The organism is Pseudomonas sp. S11P7 (genome assembly GCF_023195435.1).
In the GTDB taxonomy this organism is placed as follows: Bacteria; Pseudomonadota; Gammaproteobacteria; order Pseudomonadales; family Pseudomonadaceae; genus Aquipseudomonas; species Aquipseudomonas fluorescens_G.
The window spans coordinates 77,849-95,576 of sequence record NZ_JALPKS020000002.1; the positions used below are offsets into that span (position 1 = coordinate 77,849).

General features: G+C 59.9%; 15 protein-coding genes. 7 read left to right on the forward strand and 8 right to left on the reverse strand.

Going from position 1 to position 17,728, the window contains the following annotated elements; genetic code table 11:
• Positions 1-8: 8 nt before the first annotated feature.
• On the reverse strand, positions 9-1,736 hold the full coding sequence (locus tag M0746_RS00420) for a C13 family peptidase (RefSeq protein WP_258447893.1): 1,728 nt from the start codon (positions 1,734-1,736) through the stop codon (positions 9-11).
• Positions 1,737-1,838: 102 nt separating this feature from the next.
• Complete coding sequence (locus tag M0746_RS00425) at positions 1,839-2,294, reverse strand: MaoC family dehydratase (RefSeq protein WP_090286645.1); 456 nt, start codon at positions 2,292-2,294, stop codon at positions 1,839-1,841.
• Between the two features lie 180 nt (positions 2,295-2,474).
• Here M0746_RS00425 and M0746_RS00430 point away from each other — a divergent pair, with 180 nt between their 5' ends.
• The 5 genes from M0746_RS00430 to M0746_RS00450 all read left to right on the forward strand — a co-directional run bounded on the left by M0746_RS00430 (position 2,475) and on the right by M0746_RS00450 (position 5,155).
• A complete protein-coding gene (locus tag M0746_RS00430) occupies positions 2,475-2,837 on the forward strand; it encodes a CidA/LrgA family protein (RefSeq protein WP_203419627.1) in 363 nt (120 codons plus the stop codon).
• Positions 2,837-3,553: an LrgB family protein gene (locus M0746_RS00435; protein ID WP_093097985.1), complete on the forward strand. Its 717-nt coding sequence runs from the start codon at positions 2,837-2,839 to the stop codon at positions 3,551-3,553. The genes M0746_RS00430 and M0746_RS00435 overlap by 1 nt, the downstream gene beginning before the upstream one ends.
• Before the next feature lie 10 nt (positions 3,554-3,563).
• Positions 3,564-4,154, forward strand: a complete 591-nt coding sequence (locus tag M0746_RS00440; protein WP_258447894.1) for an LON peptidase substrate-binding domain-containing protein — start codon at positions 3,564-3,566, stop codon at positions 4,152-4,154.
• A 102-nt stretch (positions 4,155-4,256) separates the two neighbouring features.
• Positions 4,257-4,511 carry a hypothetical protein gene (locus tag M0746_RS00445; protein WP_258447895.1) on the forward strand — a complete coding sequence of 85 codons (255 nt, stop codon included), beginning with the start codon at positions 4,257-4,259 and terminating at the stop codon, positions 4,509-4,511.
• A 71-nt stretch (positions 4,512-4,582) separates the two neighbouring features.
• Positions 4,583-5,155, forward strand: a complete 573-nt coding sequence (locus M0746_RS00450; protein WP_258447896.1) for a hypothetical protein — start codon at positions 4,583-4,585, stop codon at positions 5,153-5,155.
• 94 nt (positions 5,156-5,249) lie between these two features.
• On the opposite strand, the gene M0746_RS00455 is transcribed toward M0746_RS00450, so the two are convergent.
• The 6 genes from M0746_RS00455 to M0746_RS00480 all read right to left on the reverse strand — a co-directional run bounded on the left by M0746_RS00455 (position 5,250) and on the right by M0746_RS00480 (position 15,542).
• Positions 5,250-5,477 carry a hypothetical protein gene (locus M0746_RS00455; RefSeq protein WP_258447897.1) on the reverse strand — a complete coding sequence of 76 codons (228 nt, stop codon included), beginning with the start codon at positions 5,475-5,477 and terminating at the stop codon, positions 5,250-5,252.
• The gene (locus M0746_RS00460; protein ID WP_258447898.1) at positions 5,464-7,431 is read right to left on the reverse strand and encodes a hypothetical protein; all 1,968 of its coding nucleotides are present in this window, start codon (positions 7,429-7,431) and stop codon (positions 5,464-5,466) included. The genes M0746_RS00455 and M0746_RS00460 overlap by 14 nt, the downstream gene beginning before the upstream one ends.
• A gap of 106 nt (positions 7,432-7,537) precedes the next feature.
• Positions 7,538-11,020: a calcium-binding protein gene (locus M0746_RS00465; RefSeq protein WP_258447899.1), complete on the reverse strand. Its 3,483-nt coding sequence runs from the start codon at positions 11,018-11,020 to the stop codon at positions 7,538-7,540.
• Positions 11,021-11,104: 84 nt separating this feature from the next.
• On the reverse strand, positions 11,105-13,120 hold the full coding sequence (locus M0746_RS00470; RefSeq protein ID WP_258447900.1) for a hypothetical protein: 2,016 nt from the start codon (positions 13,118-13,120) through the stop codon (positions 11,105-11,107).
• A gap of 316 nt (positions 13,121-13,436) precedes the next feature.
• Positions 13,437-14,753, reverse strand: coding sequence for a bifunctional DedA family/phosphatase PAP2 family protein (locus M0746_RS00475; RefSeq protein WP_208939628.1), 1,317 nt, complete (start codon positions 14,751-14,753; stop codon positions 13,437-13,439).
• A 63-nt stretch (positions 14,754-14,816) separates the two neighbouring features.
• Entirely contained in the window at positions 14,817-15,542 is a 726-nt protein-coding gene (locus M0746_RS00480; protein WP_258447901.1) for a DNA-3-methyladenine glycosylase, read from the reverse strand.
• 177 nt (positions 15,543-15,719) lie between these two features.
• Here M0746_RS00480 and M0746_RS00485 point away from each other — a divergent pair, with 177 nt between their 5' ends.
• On the forward strand, positions 15,720-16,991 hold the full coding sequence (locus M0746_RS00485; protein ID WP_208939630.1) for a glutamate-5-semialdehyde dehydrogenase: 1,272 nt from the start codon (positions 15,720-15,722) through the stop codon (positions 16,989-16,991).
• Positions 16,960-17,682, forward strand: a complete 723-nt coding sequence (gene nadD, locus M0746_RS00490) for a nicotinate-nucleotide adenylyltransferase (protein ID WP_446731285.1) — start codon at positions 16,960-16,962, stop codon at positions 17,680-17,682. Before M0746_RS00485 ends, nadD begins: the two co-directional genes overlap by 32 nt.
• The last annotated feature ends 46 nt before the right edge of the window (positions 17,683-17,728 follow it).

The following is a 17,728-nucleotide window of genomic DNA, read 5'->3' on the forward strand; positions in this document are numbered from 1 at the left end:
TGTTCAGCTTAGTTGCCTTTTGTCGCCCCGTCGTTCAACGCAGCACTTTGCAACGCTTTACGGGCCTGCTGTTTGCGCAGCAGTTGCCAGTGCGACAACACGGTTTTTGGCGCCCAGATCTGCGGCTCCGAAGCCTCGAAACCATCCGCCAGCTCGCGCTCGGCGACGGTGGCCTTGGCCAGTTTGAAAGCCTGCTCCAGATCATCGGTCTGGTTCAGCGCCTGGGCAAACAACGCGTCGCCAAAGTAGGTGAAATTGGCTTCTTCAGAACAGCCGAACGACACCCGATCCGCGCGCGAGGCGGTCATGATCAGCGTGCGTTCGTCCTTCAGCGCTGGAATGAAACCGCCGGAATAGCACGACGAAATCACGATGATCTTGTCACGGTGCTTCAGTGGCGCCAGCACCGCGGCGAGTTCGTCGGCGGGCAGGTCGGCCAGCTCCATGCGTGGCTGATCGAGCACCAGTTCATGCTCGGCGGTGCCGTGACTGGTCAGGTAAATGAACAGCAAGTCTTCCGGGCCACTGCGTTCGGCCAGGGCTTGCGCGGCGCGGCGCAGGTTTTCGCGGGTGGCCATCGGCCGGTCGCCAAGGTGGTCGCGATGGTTGACCAGACGAATCTGGCCGAAGGCACCAAAACGCGTGTTGAGCATGTTGGCGACAAAGTCGGACTCGCGCAGAAACACGCTCTGCTTGCCATCGCCGCCGAGGGTCAGGGTGTACAGCTCGACGGCCGGAGTCGAGGCGGGAATTGCCGTCAATGCTTCGTCGAGCAAACGACCCTGGGCGAGCAGACCCTGCTCGAGGGTATCTGGCAGCAATTTGCCGTCGGCGTCACGCACGCGCTGGCCGTTGATCCAGGTGCCGCTGAGCACGCTGCCATCGGTCAGCACCAGGGTGCCGCGCCCGGAATAGCTGTCGTTGTCGAAGCCACCGATGTAGAAGCTGCCGTCAGACAGGTTCAAGCGGCCCTGGCCGGTGAAGCGCCAGTCATTGAACACACCGACGTAATGGCTGCCATCCGCACCGATCAGTTCGCCCTTGCCAGTCAGCGCGCCTTCCTTGAACTGACCGAGCCAGACATCGCCGTCGGCATTTTCGTAGCGGCCCTTGCCATGCAACTGATTGTTCTTGAAACCGCCGACATAGACGTCGCCGTCGGCGCTGTTGAAGGTGCCGTTGCCTTCGAGCTGGCCGTTAACGAAGTGGCCGGTGAACGAGTTGCCGCTGGCATCGCCGCGCTGGCCTTCACCGTTGGGTTTGCCGTGGGCGAACTGGCCCTGATAGGAGCTGCCGTCCTCCATTTCCAGACGGCCGAGCCCTGAATACTGATCGGCGCGAAATTCGCCACGGTAGGTCATGCCGTTTTCTTTCAGCGTGCCTTCGCCGTCGCGCCGGCCCTGTTTGAAGCCGCCGGTGTAGCTGCTGGCGTTGGTGGACAGGCTGCCCTGACCGTCGAACAGGCCTTGCACGAACTGGCCGCGATAAACCTCGCCGTTGCTGCCGTGCCATTCGCCCTGACCATGCCACTGGCCCTTGTCGAACTGCCCGGCGTACCAGCTGCCGTTGGGGTAGTCGACGCGGCCCTGGCCTTGCAGCAAGCCATCGACCAGTTCGCCGCGATAGCGTCCGCCGTCCGGCAGGCGCGCATCCGGCGGCAACAGCGATTCGCCGTCGCCGCAAGCGGTGAGCATCAGGGTCAAGGCAAGGGGTGCAAGACAAGCAAGTGAGCGCATAGCGGGATCCGGGCAATTAGGCGACCGAGTATGCCGCAGCTATGCGTCGCATATATAGAGAGGTGACGCGAAACAGCGTGCGCTGCTTCGCATCCGCAGCGATCAGACGAAGCAGAGCGACAGCGGTTCGGCAATATACGCTGGTTTCTCCGAGCCCTCTATCTCGAGGGTCGCGATAGCTTTGAGCAACCATTGACCGGGTTTTTTCTCGGTGACTTCAACCAGATCGACCTTCAAGCGGACTTTCGAGTCGACCTTCACCGGCTGAATGAAACGTACGCTGTCCAGGCCATAGTTGACCACCATCTTCACGCCTTCGGGCAGCACCAGAATGTCTTCCATCAGTTTCGGCATCAGCGACAGCGACAGGAAACCGTGGGCGATGGTGCTGCCAAACGGCGTTTGCGCGGCTTTGACCGGGTCGACATGGATGAACTGATAATCACCGGTGGCTTCGGCGAACAGGTTGATGCGCTCCTGATCGATGGTGAGCCATTCGGAACGTCCGAGTTCCTTGCCGACATGATCTTTGAGCTCTGCAACGGGAACATAGGGCATTGAGACTCTCCTTGGGTTCATCGGTTTTATAGTTTTTCAGGTGCAGGATTTGACCGCCCTGCGAACCACTGTAGATCATCACGGCGATTTGCTGCGGTCAACCGACCATGCTTTTGGCGAATGCCGATCCATAGCGCAGGCGTGCTTATAATGCAGGCGACTTGCGCGGAGAGATGTCTGATGTTGCTACGTGGCCTGACCCTGCTGGTGCTGTTTCAATTGCTCGGCACGGCGCTTAATCATTTGCTGTTGCCGGTGCTGCCGGGGCCGATCATCGGTCTGCTGCTGTTGCTGGGATTCCTGATCATTCGCGGTGAAGTCGGTGAGCCGCTGAACCTTGCCGCTGGCAGCCTGCTGCGTTACCTGCCGTTGCTGCTGGTGCCGCCAGCGGTGGGTGTGATGGTTTATGCCGCGGCGATTGCGGCGGATTTCTGGGCGATTGTCGGCGCGCTGGTGCTGTCGCTGATCCTGTCGATGGCCTTTGCCGGTGTGCTGATGCAGCGTCTGGTCAAACGCCACGCACCGCCGGCGGAGGAGTCCTGATGCTGTTCGATTGGCAAGGTGCGTGGGCGTCGGTCATTCATCATCCGCTGTTCGGCATCGGCATCACCCTCGGTGCCTATCAACTGGTGCTGGCAGCGTTCGAGAAAACCCGCTGGATCTTTCTGCAGCCGGTGCTGGTCTCCATGTTGCTGGTGATTGGCGTGCTGGTCGGTTGTGGCGTGACCTACGCCGAGTACCGCAAGAGCACGGAAATCCTGAGCATCCTGCTCGGCCCGGCGACGGTGGCGCTGGCGGTGCCGCTGTATCTGAATCTGCGGCGCATTCGACAATTGTTTTGGCCGATATTTACTACGCTGGTGATAGGCGGGGTGGTGGCAACCGGAATGGGCGTGGCGCTGGGCTGGTGGTTCGGCGCCGAGCACATGATTCTGATGACCATGGCGCCGAAGTCGGTGACCTCGCCGATTGCCATGCTGGTGGCCGAGCAGATCGGTGGCGTCGCGGCGCTGGCGGCGGTGTTCGTACTGATCACCGGGGTGATCGGGGCGATCTTCGGCCCGGCACTGCTGACCCGTCTTGGCGTGCACAGCCCGGAGGCGCGCGGCATGGCGCTGGGTATGACCGCCCATGCGGTCGGCACGTCGGTGGCGTTGCAGGAGAGTGATGAGTGCGGCGCCTTCGCGGCGCTGGCGATGAGTCTGATGGGCGTGGCCACGGCGGTGTTCCTGCCGTTGGCGGTGTCGATGGTGGTGTAAGGAAATGTCTATGAGTCTGCCGCTTTTCCCGCTGAACACGGTGCTGTTCCCCGGCTGCAACCTCGATTTGCAGATTTTCGAGGCACGCTACCTCGACATGATCGGCCGCTGCATGAAACAGGGCGTCGGTTTCGGCGTGGTGTGCATTCTGGAAGGCAGCGAAGTTGGCGTGGCACCTGAAGGGTTTGCCCTGGTTGGTTGCGAGGCGCGGATTACCGATTTCCAGCAACAGGAAAACGGCCTGCTCGGTATTCGTGTGCAGGGCGGCCGTCGCTTCACGGTATCGCGCACCGAAGTACAGCGCGATCAGTTGATCCTCGCCGATGTCGAGTGGCTCGATGATGAGCCCGAGCAACCCTTGCAGGACGAAGACGCTGATCTGGTCGCGTTGCTCAAGGCGTTGGCGGAGCACCCGATGGTCGAAGCGCTGGATATGGGCACCGAGGCTGTCGGCCAGCAATCGCTGGCCAATCAACTGGCCTACCTGTTGCCGTTCGCTGAAGAAGACAAGATCGATCTGCTGCAGCTCGATGATCCCCAGCAGCGGCTGGACGCGATTCAGGCCTTGCTCGATGAGTTACAAGGCGAGTTGTTCGCTTAGATGTTCGCCTGGTTGCACTTTGCATCAACTGATCGCGTTTGCCAGTATTGTCGCGCTGATGGCTTTACCTTACTTTCAAGTTGCTCGCAGGACGCGAGCAACTTGAACAAGAATAAGGAAGAAGTCATGACTGTATATGAAGATGAATGGGCATTCTGGGACGACATTGCCGGCAAGTATATTTTGAAACATGCCGAGACTGACCATAACGTAAAAAATGTTGTTGACGCTGCATCCACGTATGCAGATCTCATGGTAATTGCGCGACGTAAGCGAAAATCCGCAAAAGTTCCGGCGGGCGATATTCCACGAATGTCCGCGACCGCCTCGACCTGGGTGGCCGCCGCCACTATCTGAATCCTTTGCTTTTTTTCAATGTATGCCTGCCGTTGGTATTGCCAACGGCCGGACGCTTACAGGTGCAATTCATGTCCATAACCAAAATAAACAGCAAAAGCTTCAACGCCCATCTTTATCTGGATGGCCGGCCGGTGGTACTCAATCAACAGCGTCTGCAAAAAGTGCTTGGCCAACCGCGGATTACCAAGGGCGAGCGACTGGAAGCCGAGGTTGGGCTGGCGGATTCGCGCATCGCCAGTTTCATCACGCTGGCCGATCATGAGGATGACGATCCGCAGCTGCTGAAGTTCGTACCCCAAGGTGATGATTATGAAATCACCCTCGTGCAGACCGGAGCATTCGCCAATGCGCGCGTGTTCATAGAGCCTGTAACGCATAACCTTTTAGCCAGCACCAGTGCCGTCGCACAACGCTTTTCTCTGCGTACGTTCGGTGTCCCGAAAATTTCGCCGGCTAATATCGAAGCGGGCCCGGCCCATGTTGAATTGAGCAGAAAAGCGGATGACAGGAACTCGAAAAGCAAGCCGTTGTACCGCTATGCAAGCGACGGCATGGTCACCTTTGTGGACGAGGATCCCAATCAGACCCGGCACAACGCGTTCAATAACAAACCGGCAACGTTTGTCATCAAGGTTATTTGATCGCTTCAGGTTTCATAGCCAATAAAGCGCGCCATTCATCATCGAATGAATGGCGTGTTTTTTCAGGTTCGGTAATGTTCGACCACTGACCAGGTTATGTCATTGGAACGAGTATGTTCACCTTCGGCAGCTTCAATACGACACCACCAGTACGGGCAATTTTATCCATCAGTCCGTCATAGGGATTATTGCCGTATCGATCATAATCATTTGTCCCTGACCAAGTGGCTTTCTCGATAGCTTTGACGCTGTCACCGGCCTGTAGAAAAACATTTTCAACTGTTCGTGTGATCGACAACATAAAAAAATCAAGGCCTGTCATGTTCGGGAACCGGCCAGACGACATCGTCGGCGAACGTTCTGTTGCCTTTGGGCAGGGTCAGGATCACGCCATCAGACTCGGCGATTTCGTCAATCAGCCGGTCATAGACGCTGGTGCCGGAATAGATGTCGTAACTCTGCGAGACCGTCCCGTCCCAGGTGGCCTTCTCGATAGCTTCGGCGCGATCACCAGCCATGGTCAGGACATCCTGAACTCTCACAGCCTTGCTCAGATCAGAGTGCACCAGCCAGATCCGCTCTGCACTGATACCCCGGGTGGGCATCGATATATGACCTTCCATGGAATCGAAAGAATCAACGTAGGCAGTGCCGTTAAGAACATTGTTCTCAGCGATCGGGACAACTTCGACACCTCGTGTGTCGATGGCGTAGACGAAACTCTGACGCTGGTGGGTGCGTTTCGCTTCGTAGCCCTGAGTCTCGTCAAAGACGAACGAACTTTCCGAGTCGGACTCCTCACCGAAGCGCCTTCCTTGCGAGCCTTCGTCTGTGCCGTTGTTCCAGTGTCTTTCCCGGTGCCCGTCCGGGGGCATTATGCCGGGGTAGCGATTGGCCTGAGTGTTGTACTTCAATGCGTTGTAGTAACCGCCGTGGTCAACTGCATAATCCGTAGCTTTGTACAGGCCGAACGTCGCGCTGAACGCTCTCTTGGTGGTGGAGCCGGTAGGGTTGCCCTTGCGATGAATCATCCTCCCGTCTCTGGCCAACTCGAACGGCAGCCGCGTTTCGCCCCTGAACATCGCGGCGATATCCGTGCGGTACAGGATGTTGTGCTTGTTACGCAGATAACCCAGATGGGCGGCGTAGTCCGCCAGAAAGTCCGGGCTGTAATAGCCAGATTCCAAACGCTCGTCGCCGGCGCGAAAACGCGCAGTAAAGCCTTGAAACTCCTCGGCGATCAGCTTGAATCGTTGTGTATTGGTTGTATCGAGCGTCTGGCTTTTATGCTGTTCGGCCCATTCCGGCATTTGTTCTGCATGGCCATCCCTGAGATCTGTGCGCAGCCTGGCCAATTGGGTTTGCGTCAGATTGTAGCTGCACAACAGGTCGCCACGCTCGCTAGATGACAGGTGCGGATACAACCACTTCAATGTGCCGGTGACATGGATATAGTCGTTCCAGGCGACGGTCCGAAGAACCGTTTGTGGGGGCTTGCCAAATGCTTGTGCCTGCTCCCGGAATTCGGTAATCCGGGTTTCATCCACGACATACATATTGAGTATTTCTTCATCTGACCAATGGGCCAGTTTCACTTTGGGCAGCGGCTTGTCTTTTATCTGCGTCGGGTCGATGTAGACCCAGCGATGATTGTGGTCCTTGAGCGCATGGCCGAGGACGGGCGCGTCGCTGGCGGACGCTGCAGCCCTAAACTGATGCAACCCGTTGCTGTCCGGGGTTGCGGAAAACACGTAGGCGTTAGCGGCCAGAAACGTGAGATGTCGATCCAGGCTCCACAGGTTGTTTTGCGTGGTGCGATAAATCGGTGGGCCAAATGCCTGAAGACTGGCCATGACCGCTCGATATTCACCTGTGCCCTGATCGTAACGCACCTGAACGTGAGCCCGTTGCTCCTCACCGGGGAGTTGCACGTCTACCCATTCACGCATGCGCTGATGTCTGATGCCGGTCGCATCCGGAGGCGGCATTTCGACGACGTACGGGTGTGTGAAATCCTCCAGCGAATACTTCGCGCTCGAGTGGCTGTCCACGGAGCTGCCGCGCATGATGCTGACGTCAACCGCTGCGGGAGTTGGCCGCGAGAGTGCGGGGGTTTCCAATGTAAGGTCAAACGGCAAACGTTCCGGAAAATAGTTCGAGACGCGGCCCGATGATGGCCCGGCTGGATTTGGGTCTGCACCGTCTCGTGAAGACCGCGCAGAGGTGCCTGTTTCAATGGGAGGTGTTTTCGGGCGCGTGCCCGCTTTTGGTCGCATGGTTCAATCTCCTTGTGAAAAAAACAGCCTGTCCATTGGCTGCGTGTTACGCGCGCTGATGCGGCAGTCGGAGCCACATCGGCGCGCTGGATTCAGGCAGAAACGCTCAGGCTTTGCGGTCTGTCGAGATCAGCAGATCTTCCGGTCTGATCGGGTTCTGTGGATCGCTGTCGAGGCACCAGTGCTTTTTCGTCGAGCGATAACTCACTTTTCCCTCTTTCCCCTTGGCACTGATATGGGTGACATGCACGCTCACCGCCAGTTCTTTGCGTTGACGGTGCGCTTCGATATCCGCGACAAGCGCATCGACACTGGCGTAACCGCGCGCGTCGATCACATACAGTTGCAAAACTTCGAACAGCAGCGACACGTCATAGATATTGCCGGTGGACGTTACGACGCTGACTGATTCGACGGGCGCGTCATCATCGATCTTCGGCAACTCGACTATCGCACTGCCGATGCGCAAGCGGTTGGCCTGCAGCTGAATGTCATCGCGCCTGACCGTTTCCGTCAGAGCGCTGGTAAAGAAGTTCCAGAGCGATGCGTTGGCGGTTTTCGCGGCAGCGCCCGGTGTCGACAGGCGCACGATGCAATCGCTGGCCAGGTATACGTCGTAAGTGGAACTTTGCCCGTGGAGCACATGGATGCCGGTATGCGGTCCTGCGGGAATCGTGACTTTGCTCGGTTGTGCTGGCAGTGCCAGCTTTTCGCCGGCGAGCGGCCGGGTGAACAGGTAATTGCCGGTGCGTCGTTTCAGGCAGCTGCGGGTGCTCTGGCTGCGGGGACCGGGGTGGCGGGCATCGTCTTCGTAATTCAGATCGGGCACTTGCAGACGGTACGACACCTCATCCTGGAAAATCACGACAATGTCCTGTGCAAGCAGCGGCGTGGTGACTTTCAAGCTGTTTCTGCCGCTGTAACCGGTGGCCGCCGCGATAGGCTGAATGACCCCTTTGAAAGTCACGGTCTTTTCCGGCAAGTGCAGCGACAAGTGGATGTCTTTGTAGGTCAGGTGAGTATTGCCGGAGACCCCCTTGCGGACTTCGACGGCATAACTGACCACGACGTCCTTGATCTCGGTGCTTTTGAAATCCAGGTGCACCGAGCGAGAGGTCCGTGGCGCATGGCGTTTGCCGACGAATTCGATTGCGCCAGGCAGGCGCGATACGAAGTGCCGTTTGCGCCCAAGGTCATTGATTTCCACGGTCCCGGCATTGACGATTTCCGCCGCAGGGCTCGGTTTGCCGATGACGGTTACCGCCACATCGACACGCTCGATCGAAGTCGCGCCCGGTTTGCTCGGCAGCAGCGCCAGCAATTCATAGTCATCCTGCGTCTTGAACACCAGTTTGCTGTTTTTCAGCTGGCGCTCACCGTCGACCCGTTGGTAAACGTTTTCGATGGTCAGGACATGCTCGGGATCGCTGCCGTCGACGCCACGCAGGGAGCGGATCACCAAGGCAGTGTCGTTGATTTCCCAATGCTGGATGATTTCCCGGGGCCAGCCAAACTCGATCAGGCTGGCATGCTCGCCGTCTTCGATAATCGTTGTGCGCGCGCAGGTGTCGGCGATGTAATAGCGGTCCTTTCCGCTGCCGCCGTCCACCCGGCAATCGAAACCGGCGATGGCTACGGTGTCGTCGCCGCCGCCGGCATTGACCCGGTCATTACCGTTGGCGGCAATCCGGTTGGCCTCATCGCTGCCGGTGACACGGCTGGTGCCCTTGCGCAGCGTCGAGACGTTTTCGATCGACGTCAGTTGCGCAACGTGCACCGCTCCGGCATCGGGGTCGAGACCGCGCAGGCTGACCTTGCCGCTTTGCAGGTCGACGTCGTGGCCGATATGGCGGGTGTCATCCAGTGGGCGACTGCCTTCGAACGCCAGGGTGTCTGAGCCGGCGCCGCCATCCAGTACGCTGAGGTGCGCCGGTTTGCTCGTGCGGTTGAGTTCGGCTTCGGTGACTTCCTGATAGAACGCATCGCTTTTGGCGCCGCCCGTCAAGGCTTTGTGATTGTTGCGGTAGGTAAAGAGATTGGCCTGGTCCGCTACGCCGACCACTCGATCATTGCCGTCGCCAAGGCGCCAGAACACGCCTTTGCCATCCCCGGCGGTGCCCGAGACCTTGCCTTTGAGATCCGCTGGCAGACCTTCGCCGGCATCAATCATGTCGTCGCCTTCCACGATCGCCGCGTAGCTGTCGAGCTTGAACGGTTTTTCACCTGCGGCTTCGTCCCATTGGTACTGCCAGATTTCCACGGGCTTGAGTTGCACACTGAAAGCGCCGTTGACGATGTGTTCGAGGGAGTGTTTGTAAGCGCCGTCGAGCATCTGCCGAGCGGACAATTGCAGTTGGCCTTCATGGTCGCGATAACCCTTGGACAGCTTGAAGCGGTCCATGACGTCCTTGTCCATCTCCTGACGGGTGAAGGCGAACCAGCCGGAGCGCAGGCGTTCGTGGAACGTCAGTTCGATGTAATCGTCGATGTCATCGACCACGCGCGCGGCCTGGTAAATCATCGAGCCGGCGATCAGCAGACCGGCGGCGGCCAGGCCGAGCGGACCGGCGACGCTGCCAAAACCGGCCAGCGCGGCCACCCCCAGGGCCAGGCTGATGCCCGCGCCGGCAATGCTGAACCCGGCACTGACGTAATGGTCCTGGGCTTCCTTGCCGCTGGAGGCTGCCGCTGCGTTGAACGACTTCACCGCATCGGTGATGTCGAACGGCAAGGTCAGGATGCTGGCGAACACACCGGCGCCGCGTCCCAGGTATTTGCCGAACGAGGTGCGCGGAAAGTAGCGGAACACCTTGCCGCCCTCAGTGAGCATGGCCTGGCCGCCCTTGCTGAACCCTTGCTCAAGGATCAGCGAGCCCAGTTCGGCGGCAATCGAGCCACCCTGAAACCAGGCCTCTCCCGTCTCGCCATGCTGGATCGCATCGAGCATGGCCCGGTAGCCGCTGTAGATACCGAATGCCTGCATGCCGACACCGGCGCCGCTCATCAAATAGCTTTTGCCTTTGTTGACCCACCCGGGCGAGTTTTCCAGGGCGTCGACAGATTGCACATCAAGCTTCTGCGCCGCCTCGCAGAAATGATTGAGGCGTCCCATCAAACTGCCTGGCTTGATGTCGCTGGCGCTGACGAACAGTTTTCCCGCATCGGCCGAACGCTGGCTGGAAATTTCAAAAAACAGCAGACCGGGGCCGTCGATGTCGGCGGCATCGATGGCTTTCAACCGTGCCTGGGCCTTGTCCGCATCGAAATTGAGCCCGTCGAGAAATGCCTGATCGACGCTGCGCATGCCGGCGTTCGTCGGGTTGATGGGTTGACCGTGAACCGTGGCCCCGAACGCCTGGAGTTCGACCCGGGTGGTCGTGACCTCGCCGATGCGCAACGGGCCAAAATGTTCATCAAGGGAGGCCAGCGTGCGCCGCAAAGGGGCGTTCGGGTCCGCCGGGCTGGCACTGTTCGATGGCTCGATGTGAGCCGGCTGCTGTCCATAAGGGTTGGCCGAGGCAGCGATCTGCTGCACGCCGATTGCGCGGGCCTCAAGGGCGGCGACGCTGGGTGTGATAAGTGTTGACACGATTAGTCCTTTAATAAGTGGCGTTAGCCGGTATCCGTACCGGGTGTGTTCATCAGCTCTACGTTGCCTGGAACGTCAGAGTGCTCACGGCCAGCTGATGTCATGGGCGAATTCGTTGCGGTTGCCGGAAAGTCTGAGGATTGGCCGGCCGGCTGCTTCGACGCCGTCGATCAAACGGTCGTATTCGAAGCCATTGGTGTGTCCGGCATGCGTAGCGGCTTCGATGCGCTCGGCGTCATCGCCCGCCTGGGTCTTGATGTGGTCGACCCGGGCGGCTTTGGTTCGCGATGAGTCGAGCAACCAGATGCGCTCGGCCGGCAACCCGCTGCGCGTGACCGAAATCAGCCCCTCGAAGTCGTCGGAGGGGAACCAGGTCGGTGGCGTATCGCGGGCCGCTGAATTGAACATCATGTTTTCCTCATGCGGGACCACTTCCAGATTTCGTGTGTCGAGGACATAGAGAAACATTTCTTTCTGTTTTTCCCGACTGCTGCGGTAATGCCGGTCATGATCCCAGGCGATCGGACTGGCCGGATTCGACCAGTCGGAGGAACTTGTACTTTCGCTATCACTGGTATCGCCATCGGAGGACGATTCATCGGCCGCGCGCCCCGGGTGTTTACTGGTCTGGCGCTCGTAACGCAGGTATTCCGGGTCGGGTCTGCTGGCGTACATCAGCCCTTCGTTGAGGCTGAACGTCGCGCTCAACGGTTTGTGCGTGGTTGCGCCCGGTTCATGGTGATAGCGCGGCAACAGCGTGCCGTCGTTTGCCAGTTCAAACGGGGTGCGTTCATCACCACGGAACAGCGCCGGAACGTCGGTGCGGTACAGACAGTTGTTCTTGTTGCGCAGGTATCCGAGTTTGCCAAGCAGGGCTTCACGCACCTCGCGGGTCAAGCTGTTTTCCGGGGCGTACCAGTCGTGCCGGGCATCGCGCTTGAGGTGGAGTTCTTCGGCGGCGTCGCGACTCAATTGCTCAAGGCGTTGTGGATTGCCGACGTCCTCGGTCAAGCGCTTGTGCGCCTCGGCCCATTGCGGCATCGCCAGGGTGGTTTTCAACTCCTGGCGCAGGCGCGTCAATTGACTCGGCAACAGGTTGTAGGACTGCAGAAAGGTCGCGCTTTGCGCACGCGTCAGGGTCGGGTGCAGCCAGCGCAGGGCGTTGTTCAACAAATCATTGTGCGGGTTGGCTGTATCGCGGCCTTCGACCCAGGCGGGCGGCTTGCCGCTGATAGCGGCTTCGGCGCGAAATCTGACGATGTCCACGCCGTCGATGCCGTACAGCAGCCAGATCTCGCGATCGGTCCAGTGCTTGAGCTGCGCAGGTTCGGCGCCAAATCCGGCCGCTGGCGCAGTGACCCGCACGGCGTTGCCGAACCGGTCCATGAAGGCAAACTGGATGTCGGTCGGCTTGGCGCTCAGGTAGGGCATGAATTCGTAATAACCCTGGGTATCCGGCGAGCGAGAAGTAGGGCGGTAACGTGACTGGTCGATATAGATCGGGGGATCGGCCGGTCGTGGCTGTTTGGCGACAGTCGACTCGGTGTCGGCAAGCGCGGGGCGCTTTGGTGCAAGCGGCTCGAGTGTCAGCCGTTCAGCGTCGGCAGCAGGACTCGCGGGCTCATGTTCGCTCAGCCGCCAGGTCGGCCGGTCTGCATTCTTGTACAACCTGGGGCCGGAAGGATTGCGCTCGGTCAGCAGCTTGCCGTACCAGGCGCCTGAATCATCGGTGCCGACGTGAGTGGTCTCGAGTCCGCCGGCATATTCGACGTCGACGAAGCGCCGGCCGACGATCCAGCGAAAACCGTCTTCGTCCGCAGGCTGCATGCCGTGCAGGAAATCCTGCTTGAGCCAGTAGCGTTCCAATGAGGACGCAGGGTGGGCCAATGGAAGATTTTGCGTCGCCACGGTGCTGATGACAACGGCGGGAGGAGGGACGATATCGGCCCCGGTGTCGGCGCTGCGCGCTGGATTGGCGGGGTCCTGCAAGCCGGGCAGGCGCCATGTTGAAGGTAATCCTGGCGTGATCGCTGGCGTAAAGGGCGGCGGCTCCGGTGGACGGTTGGCGGGCGTTGGTTTGCGCGGTGTTTTAGGACTCATGAATGACTCGTATCAATAGATAAACAAAACCCGAACTGTTTGAAAGTGACAGTGAGTGGTTGTTTTGAATATCGAAAGTTATTGAACTGGATGAGCCAATCTAATGCTTTTTGCGCGGTGTGAAGTTCTTTATCGTGCGGTTTCAGTAGCGATTATGTAACCCGGTTTTTTATTGGCTGTGCTGGTGCGAAAGTTGATATTCGCCTGCGAGAAAACTTACTCGCGCAGGCGTTTTATGAGTCAGTTTAATAGCACTGCTCCCGTCGGAAACTTCCGAAAAGAACAGTGCGAGAAAATAACGCTTGTGCAGTTCCAGTCAATAAGCGTAACGCAACAGCGTATGCGGAAGATGGCGCAGCACGAAGAATCCGAACAAGGCAATCATCGATGGCAGGATCAACCACCAGATCTTGAACGGCATCGGGCTGAGGGAAGTCTGGCGCTGGCTCAGCCATAGCATCGCGGCGCAAACGCAACTGGCGAGCATGGCGCCGGCAAGGATGTCGGTCGGCCAGTGCGCTCCCAGATAGACCCGCGACAAGGCGATAGAGAGCGCCGGGATGCAAGCGATCAGCAGCCAGGTCAGGCGCATGCGTGGCGGCTGGCCGCGACCGGCCAGCACGCCCAGTGTCAGGAACAAGGCAAACGCGCCAGAAGCATGGCCGCTGGGCATGCTGTAGGTGGTCAATGGATCACTGAGTACTTCGGGGCGCACTCGGGCGAAGAAGTATTTGGTGCCGGTATTGGCCATTGCTGTGATCAGCATGGTGGCACCGGCGAACATCGCCTGGCGCCACTGCTTGCACAACAGCAACAGCACGACCAGCAGGGCACTGAACAGCAGCATGTTGCGGAATTCGCCTATCAGCGTCAGCGTCACGGCAATTTCGTCCAGCGCGGGCTGGCGATGTTCCTGCACCAGAGTCATCACGCCGTTGTCCAGCGCGGTCAGGTACGGGTAGCCGATGAACAGGCCGATCAGGATCAACAGGCTCATGCCGCCGATCCAGATCGTCGCGCGACGATGGCGACGAACGCTGCTGTTGACGCTCAGGCCGAGCATCACCGCGATGCTGGCGGCGACAATCCCCGCTTCGAGCCAGAAACCCTCGGGCAAGGGCAGGCGGAACGCCGCGCCCGTAGCCCAACCCGGCAGCAGGTACGCAAGGCTCCAGCCTGCCGCGGCGAGCAGGCTGACCGCGATGAAGCGCGGGAACGGCATGTCGCACATGCCCGCCACCATCGGCAGCATGGGGCGTAGCGGGCCGATGAAGCGACCGACCAGCAGGCTGGCGATGCCGTAACGCTGGAAATACGACTCGGCACCTGCCATCCACTGCGGATGGCTGCGTAGCCCCGGCAGGCGACGGATGTTTTGATGGAAATACCGGCCAAGGAAATACGAAATCAAGTCACCGAGGATGCCGCCGAGAAAACCCAACAACAGGGTTTCGCTCAGTGACAGCGCGCCGCTGCCGGCCAGAACCGCAACCGCGAACAGCAGAACGGTGCCCGGCACAATCAGTCCGGCGATCGCCAGGCATTCCACCAGCGCCACAACGAACACCGCAGCCGCCAGCCATTGTGGATTGGCCGCCAGCCAGCCGGTCACGCTATCGAGCCATGGGCCCATACAGAAAAACTCCATCAAAGCTGCAATTGATATTCAGGGGATTACTGCTCCCACAGAGGGAAATCAGTTATTGGCGGATACGGTATCCGTGCCGGACAGCAGAAAATAATCCCGGCCTTCGACCTGACCCCGGCGCAGCGGGTTCCGCGTGCACCATTGTGCGTAGGCTGCATCGACGAAGCGGTACATCAGGTGCTCGTCCCGTCCGAGGGGAATGCCCAGACGAGTCGTTTGAATAATGTGTGAGGGCGCGGGACCGGTGTCCTCCACCAGCAGCAGTTCGTGGTCGAAGCGCTTGGCGTCCCACATCGGTACTTTCAGCCCGAGTGCCTTGCACAGCAATGTCTGCCCGGCGCAGAGCTTGTGCGCAGGGCGCGCGCGACCCTGAGCGTCGGGATTGTTCAAAAGCATTTGCGCCATGCTCGCCGGTCCGCTGATTTCATCAACCCACGGGTAGGCCGATTTGATCAGCACCGCATTGCCCGGACCCTGCGCGCTGAAATTCAGCGAATCGCCGCCCCGGGCGTAATACATATAGATGTGCCCGCCATCCAGAAACAAAGCCTTACGCTTTTCCGTGTAACCGAGTGAGGCATGGCTGCCTTTTTCGGCGCAGTAATAGGCTTCGGTTTCGATGATTCGCGCGCTCAGCCATAGATTGCCGACGCGATGGCGGATGACTTTGCCGAGCAGATCCTGCGCCAGCACTTGGGCGTCACGCTCGAAAAAACTGTCCGGCAGGCCCACGGGCAGGCGTGCGGGTTCGGGGCGTTGGGGCTCTTTGGTCATGATGGGCAAGGCTGATCCAGGCTCAAGAGGTCGTGATGATAACAACGCTGAGCTTAATTACGTCTGAATGAAGGCCATTCGCAGCTCATTTTGACCATCCGCCCGTCACCGCTGTTAGTCCCGGGACGTGACAGCTATAATCTGCCGCTTTCCTCTTTGCCAAGACCCCAGCAGACCATGACTGAGTCCGTTCTTGACTACATGACCCGATTGGGTCGCGCCGCCCGCAGCGCTTCCCGGGTCATCGGCCGTGCCAGCACCGCGCAGAAAAACCGCGCCCTGCAGGCCACCGCCAATGCTCTGGACGCCGCACGTGCCGAGCTGGCTGCCGCCAATGAACAGGATCTGGCCGCCGGTCGCGCCAATGGTCTGGAGCCGGCCTTGCTGGAGCGTCTGGAACTGACCCCGGCACGCATCGACGGCATGATCGTCGGTTTGCGTCAGGTCGCTGCGCTGCCGGATCCGGTCGGCGCGATCCGTGACATGAGCTTCCGTCCGTCGGGGATTCAGGTCGGCAAGATGCGCGTGCCGCTGGGCGTAATCGGGATCATCTACGAATCCCGGCCCAACGTGACGATCGATGCCGCCAGCCTGTGCCTGAAATCGGGCAATGCGACAATTCTGCGCGGTGGCTCCGAAGCGATACATTCCAACCGGGCGATTGCCGCGTGCATTCAACGCGGTCTGGCCGAGGCCGAATTGCCCGCCGCCGTGGTGCAAGTGGTGGAAACCACCGACCGTGCCGCCGTCGGCGCGATGATCAGCATGCCCGAATACGTCGACGTGATCGTGCCGCGCGGTGGCCGTGGCCTGATCGAACGCATCAGCCGCGATGCCCGCGTACCGGTGATCAAGCACCTGGACGGCATCTGCCACGTTTATGTCAGCGAGCACGCCGATCTGGGCAAAGCCCAGCGCATTGCCTTCAACGCCAAGACTTATCGCTATGGCATTTGCGGGGCGATGGAAACGTTGTTGGTCGATCAGACTGTTGCGCAGGATTTTCTCCCTGCCATGGCCGCTCAGTTTCGCGAAAAAGGCGTCGAACTGCGCGGCTGCGAGCGCACCCGAGCGATCATCGAAGCCGTAGCAGCCACCGAGGACGACTGGAGCAGCGAGTATCTGGCGCCGATTCTGTCGATCCGCGTGGTCGACGGGCTGGATCAGGCCATTGAACACATCAACCATTACGGCTCCCACCACACCGACTCGATCGTCAGCGAAAACCTCGCTGACACCCGGCGCTTCGTGGCGGAAGTCGACTCGGCCTCGGTGATGATCAACACGCCGACCTGCTTTGCCGATGGATTTGAATACGGATTGGGTGCCGAGATCGGCATTTCTACTGATAAGCTGCACGCCCGCGGCCCGGTGGGCCTCGAAGGTCTGACCTGCGAGAAGTACATTGTGGTCGGTGATGGCCAGTTGCGCGGCCAGGCGACGGTCTGACTTGACCGACCTCGACCTGACAGCGCCGCAGACCGGCAGCGAGTCGCGCCCACGACGCATCGGCGTTCTGGGCGGTACGTTCGACCCGGTGCACATTGGCCATTTGCGCGGCGGGCTGGAAGTCGCCGAAGCGCTGGCGCTCGATGAGCTGCGCATGCTGCCCAGCGCACGTCCGCCGCATCGCGGTGCGCCGCAGGTGTCGGCGCAGGATCGGCTGGCCATGGTCGAGTGTGCGGTGGCCGGTTTGCCGCCGCTGATGGTGGACGCCCGCGAATTGCAGCGGGACAAGCCGTCATGGACCATTGATACCCTGGAGTCGCTGCGCGCCGAAATGCCCGCCGAGACCCAGGTTTTTCTGCTTTTGGGCTGGGACGCATTTTGCGGCCTGCCCACTTGGCACCGCTGGGAAGAGTTGCTCCAGCATTGCCACATCCTGGTGCTACAGCGCCCGGACGCCGACAGCGAACCGCCGGATGCCTTGCGCAACCTGCTGGCAGCGCGTTCGGTGAGCGACCCGCTGGCCCTGAACGGGCCGAGCGGACAGATTGCATTCGTCTGGCAGACGCCGCTCGCGGTTTCCGCCACCCAGATCCGTCAACTGCTGGCCAGCGGTAAGTCGGTACGTTTCCTGGTGCCCGACGCGGTCCTGGCCTACATCGATGCGCACGGTCTGTACCGTGCGTCGAACTGAACAAGGCGTGCTTCACGGATACGAATCACCGTATCGCCAAGCCGCC